Origin of the sequence: Vibrio neonatus, from assembly GCF_024346975.1 — a bacterium.
Classification (GTDB): domain Bacteria; phylum Pseudomonadota; class Gammaproteobacteria; order Enterobacterales; family Vibrionaceae; genus Vibrio; species Vibrio neonatus.
The window spans coordinates 1,559,267-1,577,791 of the sequence record NZ_AP024885.1 but is presented as its reverse complement, the minus strand read 5'-3'; the positions used below and the strand labels follow the sequence as shown (position 1 = coordinate 1,577,791).

General features: G+C 43.6%; 16 protein-coding genes. 11 read left to right on the top strand and 5 right to left on the bottom strand.

Going from position 1 to position 18,525, the window contains the following annotated elements; all coding sequences use genetic code 11:
* The first annotated feature begins 16 nt into the window (after positions 1 to 16).
* From OCU38_RS07250 to OCU38_RS07215, 8 genes are all read left to right on the top strand, one after another.
* Entirely contained in the window at positions 17 to 769 is a 753-nt protein-coding gene (locus tag OCU38_RS07250) for a DUF3306 domain-containing protein (protein ID WP_261822556.1), read from the top strand.
* Positions 770 to 961: 192 nt separating this feature from the next.
* Entirely contained in the window at positions 962 to 2,632 is a 1,671-nt protein-coding gene (locus OCU38_RS07245) for a 4Fe-4S dicluster domain-containing protein (protein WP_261822555.1), read from the top strand.
* Positions 2,633 to 2,640: 8 nt separating this feature from the next.
* Positions 2,641 to 3,240 (top strand): TorD/DmsD family molecular chaperone, encoded by a 600-nt coding sequence (locus OCU38_RS07240; protein WP_261822554.1) that lies wholly within the window; start codon positions 2,641 to 2,643, stop codon positions 3,238 to 3,240.
* Between the two features lie 15 nt (positions 3,241 to 3,255).
* A complete protein-coding gene (locus OCU38_RS07235; protein WP_261822553.1) occupies positions 3,256 to 3,456 on the top strand; it encodes a hypothetical protein in 201 nt (66 codons plus the stop codon).
* Between the two features lie 12 nt (positions 3,457 to 3,468).
* A complete protein-coding gene (locus tag OCU38_RS07230) occupies positions 3,469 to 6,324 on the top strand; it encodes a formate dehydrogenase subunit alpha (RefSeq protein ID WP_261822552.1) in 2,856 nt (951 codons plus the stop codon).
* 13 nt (positions 6,325 to 6,337) lie between these two features.
* Positions 6,338 to 6,946, top strand: a complete 609-nt coding sequence (gene fdh3B / locus OCU38_RS07225) for a formate dehydrogenase FDH3 subunit beta (RefSeq protein ID WP_261822551.1) — start codon at positions 6,338 to 6,340, stop codon at positions 6,944 to 6,946.
* A gap of 55 nt (positions 6,947 to 7,001) precedes the next feature.
* Complete coding sequence (locus tag OCU38_RS07220) at positions 7,002 to 7,997, top strand: formate dehydrogenase subunit gamma (protein WP_373277886.1); 996 nt, start codon at positions 7,002 to 7,004, stop codon at positions 7,995 to 7,997.
* Positions 7,990 to 8,409: a hypothetical protein gene (locus OCU38_RS07215; protein ID WP_261822550.1), complete on the top strand. Its 420-nt coding sequence runs from the start codon at positions 7,990 to 7,992 to the stop codon at positions 8,407 to 8,409. The genes OCU38_RS07220 and OCU38_RS07215 overlap by 8 nt, the downstream gene beginning before the upstream one ends.
* 77 nt (positions 8,410 to 8,486) lie before the next feature.
* On the opposite strand, the gene OCU38_RS07210 is transcribed toward OCU38_RS07215, so the two are convergent.
* Positions 8,487 to 9,722, bottom strand: coding sequence for a DEAD/DEAH box helicase (locus OCU38_RS07210; protein ID WP_261822549.1), 1,236 nt, complete (start codon positions 9,720 to 9,722; stop codon positions 8,487 to 8,489).
* 27 nt (positions 9,723 to 9,749) lie between these two features.
* Entirely contained in the window at positions 9,750 to 10,226 is a 477-nt protein-coding gene (locus tag OCU38_RS07205) for a YehS family protein (protein WP_261822548.1), read from the bottom strand.
* 227 nt (positions 10,227 to 10,453) lie between these two features.
* Here OCU38_RS07205 and OCU38_RS07200 point away from each other — a divergent pair, with 227 nt between their 5' ends.
* On the top strand, positions 10,454 to 10,756 hold the full coding sequence (locus OCU38_RS07200; protein ID WP_261822547.1) for a DUF3861 domain-containing protein: 303 nt from the start codon (positions 10,454 to 10,456) through the stop codon (positions 10,754 to 10,756).
* Between the two features lie 132 nt (positions 10,757 to 10,888).
* On the opposite strand, the gene OCU38_RS07195 is transcribed toward OCU38_RS07200, so the two are convergent.
* Positions 10,889 to 11,845 carry an AEC family transporter gene (locus OCU38_RS07195; protein WP_261822546.1) on the bottom strand — a complete coding sequence of 319 codons (957 nt, stop codon included), beginning with the start codon at positions 11,843 to 11,845 and terminating at the stop codon, positions 10,889 to 10,891.
* A gap of 225 nt (positions 11,846 to 12,070) precedes the next feature.
* Here OCU38_RS07195 and OCU38_RS07190 point away from each other — a divergent pair, with 225 nt between their 5' ends.
* Positions 12,071 to 14,062, top strand: coding sequence for a peptidase U32 family protein (locus OCU38_RS07190; RefSeq protein ID WP_261822545.1), 1,992 nt, complete (start codon positions 12,071 to 12,073; stop codon positions 14,060 to 14,062).
* Between the two features lie 350 nt (positions 14,063 to 14,412).
* Complete coding sequence (locus tag OCU38_RS07185; RefSeq protein ID WP_261822544.1) at positions 14,413 to 15,339, top strand: hypothetical protein; 927 nt, start codon at positions 14,413 to 14,415, stop codon at positions 15,337 to 15,339.
* 125 nt (positions 15,340 to 15,464) lie between these two features.
* Here OCU38_RS07185 and OCU38_RS07180 read toward each other — a convergent pair whose 3' ends face one another.
* Both OCU38_RS07180 and OCU38_RS07175 read right to left on the bottom strand, forming a co-directional pair.
* Positions 15,465 to 16,676, bottom strand: coding sequence for an IS256 family transposase (locus tag OCU38_RS07180; RefSeq protein ID WP_261822543.1), 1,212 nt, complete (start codon positions 16,674 to 16,676; stop codon positions 15,465 to 15,467).
* Positions 16,677 to 16,902: 226 nt separating this feature from the next.
* Positions 16,903 to 18,402 carry a HEPN domain-containing protein gene (locus OCU38_RS07175; protein WP_261822542.1) on the bottom strand — a complete coding sequence of 500 codons (1,500 nt, stop codon included), beginning with the start codon at positions 18,400 to 18,402 and terminating at the stop codon, positions 16,903 to 16,905.
* Positions 18,403 to 18,525 lie beyond the last annotated feature (123 nt).

Sequence of the window (18,525 nt, the reverse complement as noted above, 5' to 3'; positions counted from 1 at the left end):
TCTTTGGAGAAGCATCATGAGTCGAGGTTTGTTTGAAAGATTACTGCATAAACATGCTTCGCCAGTAGATACTGAAGACGAACAACGCAAAAGTGACCATATTGCAGATTCTGCAACAGAAAATGTCGAACTAGAGCCACATTCTCTCGATACTCTTCCATTAGATGATGCTGCGCTCGATTCTTCTAAGTTAGATTCCTCTACGCTAAATGAAACAGACGCTCTTATTGAAGTCGAAGAACTTGAGAGCGAACAAGCAGTTGAAGGGCTGAGTACTGATAATGAATTGGCGAGCGAGGATGTTGAAGGTGTTGAAGATGAAGAACGCAAGCAAGGCAATGCTATGTCTGCGCTGCTGGCCTCAGATTCCGCTCCAGAGATAAAAAAACGCGCTTTACGCAGTTTATTCTTTAGCGGCCAATTTAGTGAAGTGGATGAGCTTAATGATTACCACCAAGATTTTAGCCAAATGAAACCGCTAAGCGCAGATGTTGCCAGTAAGTTAAGGCATTGGGCGGGTGAGAAAGCCAGCGATCTAAGCGAAGAGATCATCGAACAGTCCGAGATAGATACTGAAAATAGCCCTTTAGCAGAAGAAAAGCAGGTAAACACAGACAAAGAGTTGTGTGAACATTCCGCTTGTGAGCCAAGCCTTGATGATGAAGCGCAAAAGCTAGAGTTAGCTAAGCAGGAGAGCTCAGAGCAGGATTTGGCGGATAATACTTTGAATAATAAGCCTGAAAGTGGATCTGATCCTTTTAAATCTTAATGAGAATTATTATCTATAATAGTAAATTTTTTTAAATTAAAATGCTTATGAAATCACATAGTTAACAATTTTATCCGTTTAACACCTCAAATTTATTAAGGTTTTAACAACGTTATACAAAAAATCTGCAATCCTTAATGAAACGATGCGCTTACATTAGGCACGCTTATTTCATTAAATTACGGAATCAGAATGCTAAAGGAATTTTTGGCGCAATCAACATCTAGCAATGGCCTAGCACGCAGTTACGCTTGTAACAACACGTTAGAGCTTTCAAATCTTATTCCCCCGACAGTGAGCTATGAAAGCCAAGGGGCATTGCTGATCATTGCAAATGAGCAAGATTTAGAAAACTTACAGCAACAATTCTCATCCATGGCATCTGTCACCTTTGCTGTGTCAGCCGGAACAAATACCAAGGGTGCTATCAATCCATATTTTTTCTCATTAGCCCAATTATCTGGGTATCTAGGACGTTTCTCGTTTCATATTTTACAAACGAGCTCTATTTCTAAGGTAGAGCTTGCGCCTGTGGCGATCGCGCAACCCCATTTTGATCTGGTGCTAGATTTTAGCGCAGAGGCGTTGATTGACAGTGAAGTGCCTCCGGTTGGGTATTTTCCTGTTGGCAGAGGCTATCCAAAACTGGAAGACGCTATCGAAGAAATTAATGCCTTAATCGGAACCTTTGATAAGCCTAAATTCTTCCGCCTTGATACCGACAAATGCGCGCACAGTTCGCGCGGAGTGAAAGGGTGCGAGCGTTGCATTCTTTCTTGTCCTGCCGGGGCGCTGACAAGTGAAGGGCGAGACGAAATTGGCTATAAAATTGAGATCAATCCTTATCTGTGTCAGGGCGTGGGCACTTGCGCCACGTCTTGCCCAACGGGCGCGATTGAATATGCCTTGCCTTATCCAAATGAAACCCAAGGGTTTATTGAGCGCACCTTACACAATTATCAAGCGCAAGGTGGCACTAATCCCATCGTGCTGTTTTGTAGTGAAGAGCACGAAACCTACAACCTTATGGCGCTAAGAGCACTGCCCGATAATGTGATTCCTATTGTGGTAAATGAATTACCGTCAGTGGGCATCGATACTTGGTTTGCCGCACTGAGCAACGGCGCATCACAAGTGTTGTTTGCCGCGAGTCGCCGTATGCCAGCCACCATTATTCGAGTATTAAACGAAGAAGTGACGGTGGCGAAAACCTTACTCAGACAGCTTGGTATTCACGCTGAAAGTATCGATATTTTATACCTTGAAGATCTCAGACAAAGTAAACCTGTACTAATTGAAACGCCGCTGAATGTGCATGTGGGCGAGATAGAAGGCGATAAGCGCGCAAGACTATTTCAATCACTAGATGCATTGGCGCAATCATTTACCCCTCTGCAAGCGCAAGCGGCTCTGCCACAGGGCGCTCCATACGGCACAGTGGCATGTGATACCGATAAGTGCACCTTGTGTATGGCATGTGTGGCAGTTTGTCCAACCATGGCTCTGCACAACGAAGGGCAAGTCCCTATGCTTAATTTCATTGAGCAAGATTGCGTGCAATGTGGTTTGTGTGAAGGAGCTTGTCCAGAAAATGCCTTGGATTTAACCCCAAGAATTAACTGGGATCAGCAGCAGCGCAGCAGTGCACTCACCTTAAATCAAGACGAGCCTGCTTTGTGTTTACGCTGCGACAAAGCCTTTGCTCCTAAGTCGATGATTACGATGTTACAGAGCAAATTAAAAGGCCACAGCCACTTTTCAGATGAGCAAGCCATACGCCGAATTGCCATGTGTGAAGACTGTCGAGTCGCCGATATTTATCAAGAAATGGCGAAAGATCCTACAAAACAGCTAAAATATTAAGGGTGAGCATGCATAACCAAGTACCACAATCACCGCGATCAGACATCTATTTGCTGTTAGCAACATTGTTTAGACAAGCGCCAGATGCTCAGCTAATGCAGTGGTTGGCACAGTTAAACAATGAGGAAGAGTCAAGCGCCATGAGCGCTGATTGGCAAGCACTTAGCCAGTTGGCAACAGAGGCGTCACTTGAATCAGTTGCAGAAGAATATCAAGACCTATTTATTGGCATTGGGCGTGGTGAAGTGATGCCTTTTGCATCGTGGCACCGAAATGGCGCATTAATGGAAAAACCGTTAATTGAACTTCGCCAAGACCTTTCATCATTGGGCTTTGAGCGCAACGACAGCGTTAAAGAACCAGAAGACCACATTGCCGCTCTCTGTGAAGTGATGGCGATGTTGATAGAAGAGAACTCACCTCAGCAGGGGGTGTTTTTTAATCGTCATATTGCGAGTTGGTATAAAGATTTAGTGAAACAAATTCAGGATGCAAAAGCAGCTGAGTTTTATCGAGTTGTCGCAAACCTACTAGCCCAGTTTATGGAGCTAGAAGAGGTTGCGTTGAGTGAGCAGAGCATTGCTGTTCGTTCTAGTGAGTTGGATTAGGTTGAGGATGGAGTCATGAAAAATAAAAAAGAAATTGATAATCATCGTCGCAGAGCTATTAAGGCTCTAGGTGGCGGTGTTGTTGCAGGTGCGATAATGACAACCGCAACGACATCAGCGCAGGCGAGTCAGACCAAGGTGGAAGCCGAACAGTCAGAGGATGATAAGGGTTATCGAGAAACTCAGCATATCCGTGATTACTACAATTCACTTTAGGAACCCATCACTATGAAACTGACTAAACGTTCTGAAAGTACCTCAAGCCCTAATAAAAAGTTTGGTATCAGCCGTCGTACCTTTATGCGCAATTCATCACTGGCCGCTGGTGGCGCAGTGGTTGGCGCAGGGTTGCTAGCGCCGAGCATGATGCGAAAAGCCCAAGCCCAGCCAGAATCGGGCGATGTTAACGTAGAGATAAAGCGCACTATTTGTTCACACTGTTCGGTAGGTTGCGGCATTTACGCCGAAGTACAAAACGGCGTGTGGACAGGGCAAGAGCCTGCTTTTGATCATCCGTTTAACCTTGGCGGTCATTGCGCAAAAGGTGCTGCCTTGCGTGAGCATGGTCGCGGCGAAAAACGTCTTAAATACCCAATGAAACTTGAAGGCGGTAAGTGGAAAAAACTCACTTGGGAACAAGCCATCAATGAGATTGGCGATAATGCGCTTAAAATTCGTCAAGAGTCAGGGCCCGATTCAGTTTATTGGCTCGGCAGTGCAAAACACAACAACGAACAAGCCTATATGTTTAGAAAAATGGCGTCGTTGTGGGGCACAAACAATGTCGATCACCAAGCCCGTATTTGTCACTCCACCACAGTATCAGGGGTAGCAAATACCTGGGGTTATGGTGCAATGACCAATTCCTTTAATGACATGCACAACTGTAAGTCAATGCTGTTCATTGGTTCAAACCCAGCCGAAGCGCACCCCGTTGCCATGCAGCACATCTTGATCGCGAAAGAGAAAAACAGCTGTAAAATTGTGGTTGCCGATCCTAGACGTACTCGCACAGCGGCAAAATCCGATCATTACATCGCTCTGCGTCCGGGTACTGATGTGGCGTTTATTTGGGGCTTGTTGTGGCACATTTTCCAAAACCAGTGGGAAGACAAAGAGTTTATCCGCCAACGTGTATTTGGCATGGATGAAATTCGTCAAGAAGTGGCGAAATGGACACCCGATAAAGTGGAGCACGTAACGGGCGCTTCTAAAGATCAAATGTACAAAACCGCGAAGATCTTATCGGAGAATCGACCGGGGTGTATTGTTTGGTGTATGGGCGGCACTCAGCACACCACAGGTAATAACAACACTCGTGCATACTGCGTTTTAGAGCTGGCTCTTGGCAATATGGGTAAATCGGGCGGCGGTGCCAATATCTTCCGTGGTCACGATAACGTACAGGGCGCAACTGACCTTGGCGTATTGTCACATACACTGCCGGGTTATTACGGTCTCGCACCGGGGGCTTGGAAGCATTGGTCAAAGGTATGGGATCTTGATTATCAATGGGTTCAAGACCGTTTCGATCAAACCAAATACCGCGGCAAGCAACCAATGAATAACATGGGTATTCCTGTTTCTCGTTGGGTCGATGGAGTGTTAGAAGACAAACAGAATATCGAACAAAACGACAATATCCGCGCCATGTTCTATTGGGGGCATGCGGTGAACTCGCAAACCCGTGGTACGGAAATTCGTAAAGCGATGCAAAAGTTGGAGATGATGGTTATTGTCGACCCATATCCAACGGTGGCGGCGGTCATGAATGACCGTACTGACGGCGTGTATCTACTCCCTGCAACAACACAATTTGAGACACACGGCTCAGTCACCGCATCAAACCGCTCATTGCAATGGCGAGATCAAGTTGTTGAGCCGTTGTTCGAATCAAAACCTGATCACGAAATCATGTATCTGTTGACCAAAAAATTGGGTTATTCAGATCAAATGTTTAAAAACATCGCAGTCAAAGATAACCAACCGGTGATCGAAGATGTGACCCGTGAATTTAACAAAGGCATGTGGACTATCGGCTATAGCGGTCAAAGCCCAGAGCGCCTTAAAGAACACCAGCAAAACTGGCATACCTTCCACAAAACGACCTTGTCGGCGGAAGGTGGCCCTGTCAATGGTGAAACCTATGGATTGCCTTGGCCTTGTTGGGGTACGCCAGACATGAAACACCCAGGCACGCATATTTTATATGACACTTCAAAAACCGTTGCTGAAGGTGGCGGTAACTTCCGTGCTCGCTTTGGTGTGGAATTTGAAGGTGAGAATTTGCTTGCTGAAGACAGCTACTCGAAAGGGTGTGAGCTTGAAGATGGCTTCCCTGAGTTTAGTGATAAGTTGCTGAAAAGTTTAGGCTGGTGGGACGATCTTACCAGTGAAGAAAAAGCCGCCGCCGAAGGTAAAAACTGGAAGACGGATCTGTCAGGCGGGATTCAGCGCGTTGCCATTAAACACGGCTGTATTCCTTACGGTAATGCTAAAGCCCGCGCGGTAGTGTGGACATTCCCAGACCGTGTGCCACTGCACAGAGAGCCACTGTACACGCCTCGTCGCGATCTGGTTAAAGATTATCCTACATGGGATGACAGCGAATCTATTTATCGTCTGCCTACTTTGTACAAGAGTATTCAAGGTGTCGATAAATCGAAAGAATACCCAATTGTACTGACCACTGGACGCTTGGTGGAATACGAAGGGGGTGGTGAAGAAACACGTTCTAGCCCTTGGCTTGCCGAGCTACAGCGAGAAATGTTTGTCGAAGTCAATCCAAAAGATGCTAACGATCTTGGCATTCGAGATGGTGAGATGGTTTGGGTTGAAGGTGCAGAGAAAGGCAGAGTGCATGTGAAAGCTATGGTGACGCGTCGCGTAAGTCCGGGATTAGCCTTTATGCCGTTCCACTTTGGTGGCAAGTTCCAAGGCGAAGACTTAACCGAACGCTACCCTGAGGGCACTGTTCCTTATGTCATTGGTGAAGCCGCCAATACAGCAACCACTTATGGTTATGACCCAGTTACGCAGATGCAAGAGACCAAAGTGACTCTGTGTAATATTCGAAAAGCGTAAGGAAACCTAAATTATGGCTAGAATGAAATTTCTCTGTGATACCAAGCGTTGTATCGAATGTAACGGCTGTGTCACCGCATGTAAAAACGAAAATGATGATGCCCTAGAGTGGGGTATTCAGCGTCGCCGCGTGGTAACCCTTAACGATGGTGAGCCGGGTGAGAGCTCCATTTCTGTTGCGTGTATGCACTGTACGGATGCGCCTTGTAAAGCGGTATGTCCGGCAGATTGTTTTGAATACACCCCTGACGGCATCTTACTACACAATAAAGACTTGTGTATTGGCTGTGGTTACTGCTTATTTGCCTGTCCTTTCGGCGCTCCACAATTTCCACACACGACCGCCTTTGGTGAACGAGGCAAGATGGACAAATGTACGTTCTGTGCAGGCGGCCTTGAAACCGAAGCGGGCTCTGAGGAAGAGCGATTAAAATATGGTAGTAACCGTATTGCTGAAGGTAAGCTTCCTATGTGTGCCGAGCTATGTTCGACCAAAGCACTACTGGCTGGTGATGCAGAAATTGTTTCTGACATCTTCCGTCAACGTGTTGTAGAACGTGGAGCGAAAGGTGCCGGCTGGAGCGATGGTGAAGATATTGCGTTTGATGCGACTAAGAGCTAGTTAAAGGAGCATTCAAATGCAGTTAGCGAAACAATCGACTCTGTTATTGTTAGCGATGTTGGCAAGTGTCTTAATGGCATTTAGCTTGCCAACGTATGCTGAGCAAAAACACAACGACACTGCGCAAAAAGAGATGGTGCAATTGGCTGGCGCGGATTATTGGCGTGAGGTCAAAGGAGGCGTGGAGGGTACTACCACTTCAGCGTCTCCTGAGCACGGCATTTTGATCAGTGTGCCGGGTCAAACTTGGTTCATTTTAAAAGAGAAGTGGATGTCACCTGCGGCCGCTGTCGCTATCTTTGGTAGCATCATGATGGTGGTATTGGCGTATTTCTTAGTTGGCCCATTAATGCTAAGTAAGCCTCGCACTGGAAGAAAGCTCAAGCGCTGGAGTCGTATGGACCGAGCGCTGCACTGGACGATGGCATTTACCTTTTTAACCTTAGCCTTTAGCGGTTTGATGTTGGTTTACGGTAAGCACTTCTTAAAGCCTTATATTCCTTCCGATATATGGGGTTTAGTGATTTATAGCGCCAAGCAGTATCACAACTATATCGGTCCTATTTTCTATATTTTGCTTATCTTCATGTTCGTGAAATGGTGGCGAAAATCGCTATTTACCAAAGTGGATTTGCAATGGTTTATGAAAATGGGCGGTATGGTCGGAAAGCATAAAGGCTCACATCCATCGGCTGGATTTTCTAACGGTGGTGAGAAGGTGATCTATTGGTTACTGATTGTGTTTGGTGTGGTGCTTGCAACCAGTGGCGTGATATTAGACTTCCCAATTTTTGACCAAACTCGCCGCGATATGGAAGTGGCTAACTTAGTGCACATGATTTCGGCACTAGTGCTCATCTGTGGTTTTGTATTCCATATCTATATTGGTTTAGTGGGTATGGAAGGGGCGCTTGAAGGCATGGTGACAGGCAAGGTTGATGAAACTTGGGCCAAAGAGCATCACGATCAGTGGTATGCAGAGGTGAAAGATCAATTGGAAGAGGCACCGGTTAAAGACAAAAGTAACAAGGATGGGGTAAGCAATGAATAAACATCATAAGGGTATTTGGTACGCTTACATTGGCAGTTTTTTGACCCCATTTACATTACTGCTGTCGGGTGTGATCGCTATTGTCTATGCAGGTTATCGTCTAGATAAAGATGAAGACAGCGAAGTGGTCAACTCGCATTATTACGGTCTCATACGCAGCTTCTTTTTGTTTTTGACCTTTTTTGTGGTGCTTATCGTAACCATTGCCACCTCTAATGGGGTGTTAATCGGTGTGAATGATTATTGGTTTAGAAACAGCGCACTGGAAGAAGTGGCGCACGTTATCCCCATTGCGGGTGGCATCATTTCGGCTGTGGCTATTTTGATTTGGTTTGTACGTATGTTTAAAGGCATGCGCCTGCTAAAGCAAGATAAACCGATCACTCAAGCCAAGTCGTTGCATCAGTTTTAACGCCATGTTCTGAATACAAAAACGCCAAGCATCTCGCTTGGCGTTTTTTCGTTTAGTGCGTTAATGACTGACAAGAATCAGTGCTTACTTTTAAACTGCTTAATGCTTTTCTTTGCTTGAGTACGGCGGTTCGCTTTTTTATCTCTAGGTGCTCGTTTACTTTGACCTGAAGAGGGCTTATCCGTAACAGGGAAACCTTCAAGCTCTTGCAGTGCCAGCTCTCGCTGGGTAAGTTGACGAATCGCGCTTAAATACTCAGTTTCACCATGACACACCAATGAAATTGCAATGCCTTGCTCACCAGCTCGCGCAGTACGCCCAATACGATGTACATAAGCTTCAGCATGTGACGGCAGTTCAACATTAATAACCACAGGCAAGTGCTCGATATGAATGCCACGCGCCAGTAAGTCGGTCGCAATAAGAACGTTGACTTGTTTTTGTTTAAACTGCTCTAGAGTTGCTTCACGCTCTTGCTGAGATTTATTGCCATGCAAAGCCGCAGCTAAAATGCCGGCTTTATTGAGCTTTTTGCAAAGCGCATCGGCGTTATCTTTAGCGCCAATAAACACCAACACTTGCGGCCAATTGTTTTTCTTTAATTCAGAAATAAGCGCATTGGCTTTGCTGCCTTTATTCACCAAATACAAGGTTTCTTCAATGCCTTCGACAAGGCTATTGGTTACTGTGGTTTGAATACGTTTAGGCTCATTGAGTAACAGTGCAGCTTGGGTTTGTAATTCACTAGAAAAGGTTGCTGAGAACATGGCGGTTTGATGTTTTGACGTTTGATGTTTTGACGGCAGTAATTCAATGATTTTTTGAATATCAGGCCAAAAACCCATATCTAATAATCGGTCAGCTTCATCTAAAACCAGGCTATGTAAACGGCTCACATCGATGGCTTTATCAAGTAACAAATCAAGCAGGCGACCTGGAGTTGCCACCAAAATCTCAGGTGATAGCAATAGTTGCTGTTTCTGAATGTCTTTGTCTATGCCACCACAAAGAGAGATAGCGCTGACGTCTATCGCATTGGCATATGGCAATAGTGATTCGCTCACTTGCTGGGCAAGCTCACGCGTTGGCACTAATACGATGGCTTGTGTCGTACATGGGCTCAGTCGTACTTGCTCAAGTAAAGCGATACCGTACGCCAAGGTTTTACCACTGCCTGTTTGTGCTATCGCTAACACATCTTTATTTTCCAATATGGAAGGAATAGCAAGCTGCTGAACTTCGGTTAACGTCTTAAAGTTAGCGGCTAAAAGAGTGCTAATTTCAGGACAAAGTGGCAAGTTAGAGTACGGCATAGTCATTATCTTATTGGTCTGTATCAATTAATCGTTTTCAGTATCTGTTGGGCGAAGTTGCAGTTGCACACCCGTTAAAAAGTTGCGCAGGATTTGGTCTTTACACTCGCGGTAATGCTTGTTGTCAGGCTTACGGAAAAACGCGCTTAGCTCGTGCTTACTCACATTTAAGTCAGCCACTTTTAACGTGTCCAAAATGTCTTCGGCTTTCATGTTTAACGCAATGCGAAGTTTCATGAAAATCATATTGTTGGTTAAGCGAGACTCAGGCTTAGGTTGTTCCCCTTCACGTTTACCACGTTTTATATTGATAAATCCGTTTAGGAAAATAGCCAATTCTTTGTCGATGATCTTACAAAACTGTTCGTCTTCCTCTCTCTTTAGCCAGTTACTCACTTGAGATCGTGTAACCTCAAGATCAGCGGCAGCAAACACATTAATCATGTCTGCGTCTTTAAGGTCAAAGGTATAGCGAATACGGCGTAAAATATCGTTATTAGTCAAAATAATTCCTAATGGAGTGGGGTACTAAGTGTAAGTGAGCGTGCACCTTAACACAGACCCTAGGGTGAATATAAATATTAGTTGGATATTCTGGGGGGATGTAGCGATTCATCGTATTTTTGCTATTTGATAAGAGTATGCTCTACGGCGTCATCAATAATCAAGTTGACTAAATCAACTATTGTAATTATAGTTGCTGTTATCAACTTAATTAAAGGAAGTCATCTATGATTCGTAAAGCAAGAAAAGATCATCACTACAGCGTAACTATTGAAGAAACTACCGCAGAAGGCGAAGTGCAAAAATTACAATTTGAATTCGAAGATCGTGAAGATATGTTTAACGTGGTAGCGATGATGAATAAAGATACAGACTTAACTTTAGAGGAGGCGACAAGAGTGGGCGTGGCGCTGAGATTGCTTGGGCCTGTGGTGATGGTGAACCGAAAGCACACACTGTTTTCTGAGTTCATGCCGCACTTTAAGACGTTTATGCAGAGTTTGAAAAAGGGCTTAAAGGCGCAGCAATAAGCGCAAAGTGATTAATGCTATCAATCGAACTGAAAGTGATAAGGGTATGAGAATTTTATTGGTTGGGAAAGAAACAAAGGCCGCATAAGCTGCGACCTTTATTCATTTATGTTCTGTTGTGAAGTATCGCTATTAATACAGTAAATTCATACTATTTAGAATTACCAAACCAATAGTGGTGGTAATAACCGACAAGATAGTGGTTAGAGCGATAATATTGGCTGCCAGAGTTGAGTTTCCGCCCATTGAGCGAGCCATAATATAACTGGCGGCGGCGGTTGGCGCTGCGGTCATAAAGAAGATGATGCCTAGCGCTTCGGCGCGAAATCCTAGCGCGTAGGCTAATAAACAGCTAAATATTGGTGCAACAACCAGCTTAACTACAGTCGCAAGCCAAGTGGCAAAGGTTTCTGCTCGCAGTGATTTAAGATCCAGTGAACCGCCTGTACAAAGCAGCGCAAGAGGTAAGGTCATGCTAGCAAAGTAATGACCGGCGTCTGAGGCAACCTTAGGGATCGGCAAGCCTATAGCAGAGTAGAGCAGTCCTGCAATAATTGAGATGATCAGTGGATTGCTAGTAATGCTTTTGCTCATGGCTTTTATTGCGCTACTGCCTGACTGTTCGCCTTTCGGTGTTAACGATATAACCGCCAATACGTTATAAAGCAGAGTTGTTGCCGCCACGTATATTGCCGCTGTAGCAACGCCATCGCTACCGTAAATATTAGCGACGTAGGCAAGGGCAATAATCCCGGTGTTCGAGCGAAATGCCCCTTGTATGGTAACGCCGTTGTCTTTGTTTCCTTTTAATATCACGCCAACTAGCGCAGTACAAAAAGCAAAAAACAGCAAGCTACTGCCCACAGTAAAGCCCACTAACGAGGCGCTGGTGGCAAAGTCATGATCGGCTTCCACAAGGCTAAGAAACAGCATGGTCGGTAAGGTGACTTTAAAGACGAGGTTGGATGCGCTCTGTATAAATACGTCATTAATTACGGATGTCTTTTTTAGGACAACGCCCATAACCAAGATTAAACAGATTGGCCCAGTTACCGAGATGGAAAAAGCGAGCTGATCTAAAAGTCCCATAAATGCCTGCAAAATGTTAAGTGTGACGGGAAAAACTCATGATGTGGTTTTGTACTACAAATGAGCAAGGCGCATATAATGCCATGATTATCACATGCTTGTAAAAGTCATTCCTACCCAGAGCGGTCAAAGTTATGCTGATTGTGAATTGAAGATCTGTGACCTAAGGTTACTTTTTGTGTTTTATGACGTAAGATGTGCGCCTAATTTTCTCGGGGATACATTGTGAAAAGAGAACAGTTCGAGCTATTGGCACCTGGCGGTGATCTAGATTCAATTAAAGCGGCAATCGCAGCCGGAGCAGACGCAATTTATTGTGGTTTAGACAGGTTTAACGCTCGTAATAGAGCCACAAACCTGACTTTAGATAACCTAAATGGTGTGATTGAACTGGCGCATCAGCATCAATGTAAAATCTTTGTCACGCTTAACGTATTGATATTAGAGAGCGAATTGCCTGCTATTGTGCGTTTGCTCAGTCAGCTGAACACCACAAAAGTGGATGGCGTTATCGTACAAGATTTAGGCTTAGCCTACCTGCTTAAACATCACTTCCCAGAGTTAGATGTGCATGCTTCTACGCAGTTGAACACGCACAATGAAGGACAAATACTGTTTCTGAATCAATTAGGCACCAGTCGCGTGAATTTGTCGCGTGAGCTTAATATTCAAGAAATCAAACATCTTGCGCAATTTGGTTTGCAGCACGATGTATTGATGGAAGTGTTTGTGCATGGCTCTTACTGCATTGGTTTTTCTGGCTTGTGCTACATCAGTTCGGCAAGAAACGGAGCATCTGGCAACCGAGGTCGATGCAGTCAGCCTTGTCGCGATCAGTATCAAACGACAGAAATGGGCAGCCATTACCCGTTAAATTTAAAAGATAATTCTGCTTTTGGCGATCTCGAAGCGCTAGTTGATGCTGGTGTGTATTCATTGAAAGTAGAAGGGCGCATTAAAAAATCTCACTATGTGTTTACTGTGGTGGATAATTGGCGCAAGCAGATAGACAGATTTTGCGATGGTGAGCCACTATTAACCGATAAAACTGAGCTGTATACCGTATTTAACCGCGATTTCTCGAACGGCTTTTTGCAGGGCAACTTTGGCAAAAACATGTTCATTGATAACCCAAGAGATAATGCGGTTACGCATTTCTCTAAAGTGTATCAATGCACCTCAGAAGAGCAGGTCAACAGCGTTAAAACCAAGCTTTACGATGATAAAACGCAAATCATTGAGCATGTGGCTAAGGCAACCGCTGACTTTGATGTGACCGCCGAAACAGGGCATGGTTCGACGTTAAAAAGTGGTATTGATACCTCGAAGATTTTAACTTTGTCTCATCATCAACCAGAGAACGCAGTGGCGCATCTTTCAGTGCTGATTTCATCGCCAGAAGATGTGAGTCTACTGTCTCATTGTGATGTGGACGTGTATTACCAAATGCCAATGGGCGTAAAGGCAGAGCTGGCGAAACTTATCACACTCTTTACTGAGCACCCACAGCTTAAACCTTGTTTCCCTGCCATTTTGATTGGTGAGGATTTCTCCGCTTCAATAGAGTTTTTAGCGGCTGTGCGCCCTGAAATGTTAATCACCAACAATGCAGGTGTGGCGTATCAAGCGCAGCAGATGAATTTAGCATGGGTGGCAGGGCCGCACATGAATACGTCAAACTCATTTGCGATGCATTGTCAGCAACAAGAATTTGGCGCAACTGGTGCGTTCATCTCTAACGAGTTGAGCAAAGTGCAAATTCGTCAGTTAAAGCGTCCACAAAACTTCAGAACCTTCTACAGCATTTATCACCCAAATACTTTGCTAACCAGTCGCCAGTGTTTATTCCAACAAACCGAAGGCTGTAAGAAAATCAAAGTGAATAAAGGCTGTTTAAAACGCTGTGAAAAACGCACGTCCATTATCAATCTAAAAGATAATCCGTATGTCATTCAAAAGCATAAAGGCAGCCACAACAGCATCTACAGTGAGCACAACGTGCTGAACTTAGAGATACTTGCAGATTTCCCTAACTTGCTGACCGATGTAATGATTGATCTTCGAGACATTCAAACTGAAACGCAAGTGGCAGTGTCAAAAGGGCAGTTAATCGAACTCTTTTTAGATGCACTCAAGCAAGGTGAAGAGGGTGCAGTGGGCAATGTCCATAATGCGTTAACACCAACGGTTAATCAGCAGTACCATAAAGGTATCTAGATAGGTTTTTATTCTTTTATTTGGGATGGGACAGAAAAAGGAATCGTGATGCGAGCCATTGCGTTTTAGCCTTGTAAATGCACTCAAACGCCTCAATGCATAGTCACTTCAGACTCATTGAGGCGTTTTTATGGGGGAAACCGATTAGGGATTAAAAATTTGAAATACCAACACTTCTACTTAGGCAAAGCCAAACATTATCTCTGATGGGCCTATGGAAGGAGGCGTACCACTATCCGTACTTATTAGCGGAACCTAAATTACCATTAAACTAAGTGTTTCAAATGGAGCTCTAGCAATATAATAGCGTTTTATTTATTCAGATAGTACATCCAGCAAAGGAAAACGCAGTGGCACATCTCAAAAAGAATCTTCTAGTTGGCGTCGTGATGCTGCCAACTCTTATTTTAACCGGTTGCGGTGGTTCCAATACTCCCACACCAAAGAAGGTTGAAGTTACTAATCCGGATCAAGCCGAACTTATCAACAATATGGTTGATGCCCACAATGATTCAATCCCGGCAACTGCGCTTACACCCGCTATGGCTTATCCAGAGAAGGCTCCTATCGTTGTGCCGCCAAAAGTACCACAGAAAACGCCCGATAAAATACCAACTCATTGCCTAGTGAGTCAGCCAGCTGAGTCACAGTGGACAATTTACAATCTTAGGGTGGCTGACGAAAAGCTCGCTTCAGAATATGCTGACTATACTGACGCAACCGGCATCGCTTATCGTGGTTTTGATGATATTTGCCAAGCGTTTGCTTTACCTGTGACTAGTGCTAGCGAGATGACGGGCGGCGTCGCGATCAACCAAATAGGCATTAAGCGCTTTAGTGGCTACGTTAGCGCAGATCTGACTTATGAGAAAGCCATCAGTGCTAAGAGTAACCGAAAATTACTAATATCGGTTTCAAACTACTATCGATTGCCTGTCACCGCAACGACCATTGCAAGTGCCACTCAAGATGACGGGACAATACGCACGCAAACGATTAACGAGTTTGCTGTGCGTTGGAATAGTAACATCAGAGGCTTTGAAATTAAAACTGGTACCGTCGGTTACGGTGCTACATCCTTTACCCGACAAGCTGCGGGCGGGTATTTCCAGTTAATGGATTACTACGTGTTGAGGTCTTGGGGTGATGAGCGCCCAGAGATTAAAGCTCTCATCTCTGGTCAAGCACTTGGCGATACCGCAGAAAATACAAACGACGAGTTGAGGAGAGTGGCCAGCTTTCTAGATGCACAAGTTTCATCAGTGCCAGCAGCATAAGGCAATAATGAGCCACCCAAGTTGGTGGCTTGCCATTGGAAATATAAAAATGAGAAACGTAATTGAATTAATCAGTCAATTTAAGACACCAATTGAGGCTGTAACAGATTCTGTGTAATTGCCATTTAGTTAATGTGCTTTTCGAGACGTTCCTCGAACTCGATAATAAACCGACTCATAGCCTGACGCCAGTTTTGAATGGGCATCGTCCATTTCTTGCTGGCGTCTTTGATCGCTAGGTATACCATTTTTGTTGCAGCCTCATCGTTTGGGAAGATCTTTCGTTTTTTTAGTGCTTTACGTATCACGCTGTTGAGAGATTCAATAGCATTAGTTGTGTAGATAGCTCTACGAATATCTTCAGGGTAGTTGAACAGCGTGTTGAGGTTCTGCCAATGATTGCGCCAGGACTTGGAGATTTGTGGATATTGACTATCCCAGGCTTCGCCAAAGCGCTCTAGCTCAAGTAAAGCCTCATCTTCTGTAGCTGAGCGATACACACGCTTTAGGTCAGCTGTGACGGCCTTATAATCTTTCCATGACACATACTTTAATGAGTTTCGTACCATATGGACGATACACAGCTGAATATGCGTTTGGGGGAAAACCGTGTTGATGGCATCGGGAAACCCCTTTAATCCATCCACACAAGCAATAAGAATGTCTTCAACACCACGTTGATTGAGCTCAGTTAAAACACTCAACCAAAATTTAGCGCCCTCGTTTTCTGCTATCCACATGCCCATGAGTTCTTTCTGACCATCAGTGTTAATACCTAGAGCGAGGAAGACCGACTTATTGATAATACGTTTGTCTTGGCGGATCTTGACCACAATACAATCGAGATAAACGATGGGATAAATGGCGTCAAGTGGCCTAGATTGCCACTCAACTATTTCTTCTATTACCGCATTTGTCACTCGTGATACGAGGCTAGGTGATATATCTGCGCCATACCATTCATCGAAAGCATTGACGATATCGCGAGTACTCATTCCTTGGGCATAGAGCCACAAGATTTTGTCATCCATAGAGGTAAATCGTGATTGGTGTTTTTTGACCAGTTTAGGTTCAAACGAGCCAAGGCGATCCCGAGGAGTATCAAGTTCAAACTCTCCATCTTCGGTTTTTACGCGTTTACTGCTCTTGCCATTGCGGTAATTATTAGACTTAGAGGGCTTATGTTTTTCGTAGCCAAGGTGCGCATCCATCTCTGCATTGAGAGCAGCCTCAACCGTTATTTTCTTCAGCATTTGGCTGAACTCAGTTAAGTCTTCAGGAGTTTTAATTCCTTTAGCAGCTTCCTTAGCGAAAGCTTCAAGTTCTTTCTTATTCATATTGCCTATCCTTAGCCTTTAAGGCTTAGTTTAGGCAATTACACAGAATTTAGGACAGTCTCCACCAATTTGATTCACAAAACTTGATCGTATCCTTCCTTTCAATGCGGATAATCATAAGGCTTAAGGTTAGCGCCGTCTCCGTAGAGGGGGTGAGCACTTGGATAACTGTACGTAACTCCTCTCGCTCTGAGCCCTATCATGAGACAAGACAATCTAGTTACTTTTATGTTATCGAGCGTAATTCAGCTAGGTAATGAGGATAAGAGATCAAGTATATCCCTACCTTATGGCTTGGGATATATGGATTACACCAATCGTCAAACTTCCAACCACATTCTATTAAATCTGAAACTACAAATATAAATTCTAAAGTATCAATAAAGAAGTTGACCATATCAAAGTGCAATTCATAATCAAATTTCTTATTACCACCATGAACAAAATAATTCCTACAGTCTACAGCTTGATGAGCAACAAATCTCAAATCATCGAATGCGAAATCACTATTTGAATAAATAATGTCTATACGATCGTCAATTTTATACTTAAGCGTTTTTGTACCTAATCTACCGAGAGCTTGCAGGATTGATTGCTTTTCTAAACTATCCGGTAACGCTCTAAAAATTTTACGAGCTTGAGCCTTTGCTTCATTAATATCTTCAGGCAAGTCCACCTTAGACTTATCTGGAATTAAATCAAAAACATTAGCGCATCTAACTACTCTATCTATATTATATTTATTGGAGGAATATGTGAGGCACAATTGATTTCTCGAATCCTTCCATTCCTCGTCCCTATCAAACCATGCTTGAAAGATTTTGCTTAAATAGTCCTTTCCCATTGTTGTATTTAATAGTGAATCAAAGTGCTCATCCGTTTGTTCTACGTGGTCGGTTGATATATAGATTTCAAAATAGCCACCTTTGTTATCTCCTTTTTTTTGGATGTCTACTTTTGATAGATAGCCTTCTTTACCACTAAGCACATTAATAAAGGTAAGAACCTTCCAACACTCATAAATTATTTTCTGTACACTAACCGATTCATTCAAAAATATATAAAATTGTGTCAATATGTCAGATTTTATCCCACTACTACCATACGATCTTTGACCTTCAATATGGTATAAAGAAAAGTCACCAAAGCTGGTTTTGAACGAGAGTATTTCTTTACTTCCAGTGTATATATAGAGAGAAGGATGAGTACCCATATCATGATATTTTTTAACAGCATGATTATCGATATTGGCTTGATAGCCAAATTTACTCTCTGAACTCTCTAGGTCTTGCTTAATCAAATCATTAACTAAACTCTCATCGACATTAACCACCGTTCTAAATGCGTGATGGTCATGAAAGACCTTCTCGAGTTTATCAGTAGAGAACCATACTTTTTCTATACTAGCGGTGTTTTCAAGCCATTCTGTACCGATAACAACAAATCTTGGGTGTATAACACAACTATACCGACTAACATACTTATCACCCTGTCTGACACTCGATGTACCATTTTGGGATAGAAAAATGGAATCCATAAGTGTAATATGCTTCATCCCGTCATATATAAGACCATTAATATTGTCACTGACATTATTAATTATAATTGGCTCACTAGACCATATCTCAGCCTTTGTATTCATACCATTAAAGATAATTTCACCAAAGGTTTTGCAATCGCCAATTATAAACTCACACGAAAACTTCTTACCATTATAATTATTCATATCAGACCATATTCTCTATCTACCAACAGAAACAAAAGAAGCAACAGAGTTTTCAAGAGCTTCATTACATCCACTAAACTGATGCTACCCCAATTCTAAAGACAGGTTAATGACATTATAATA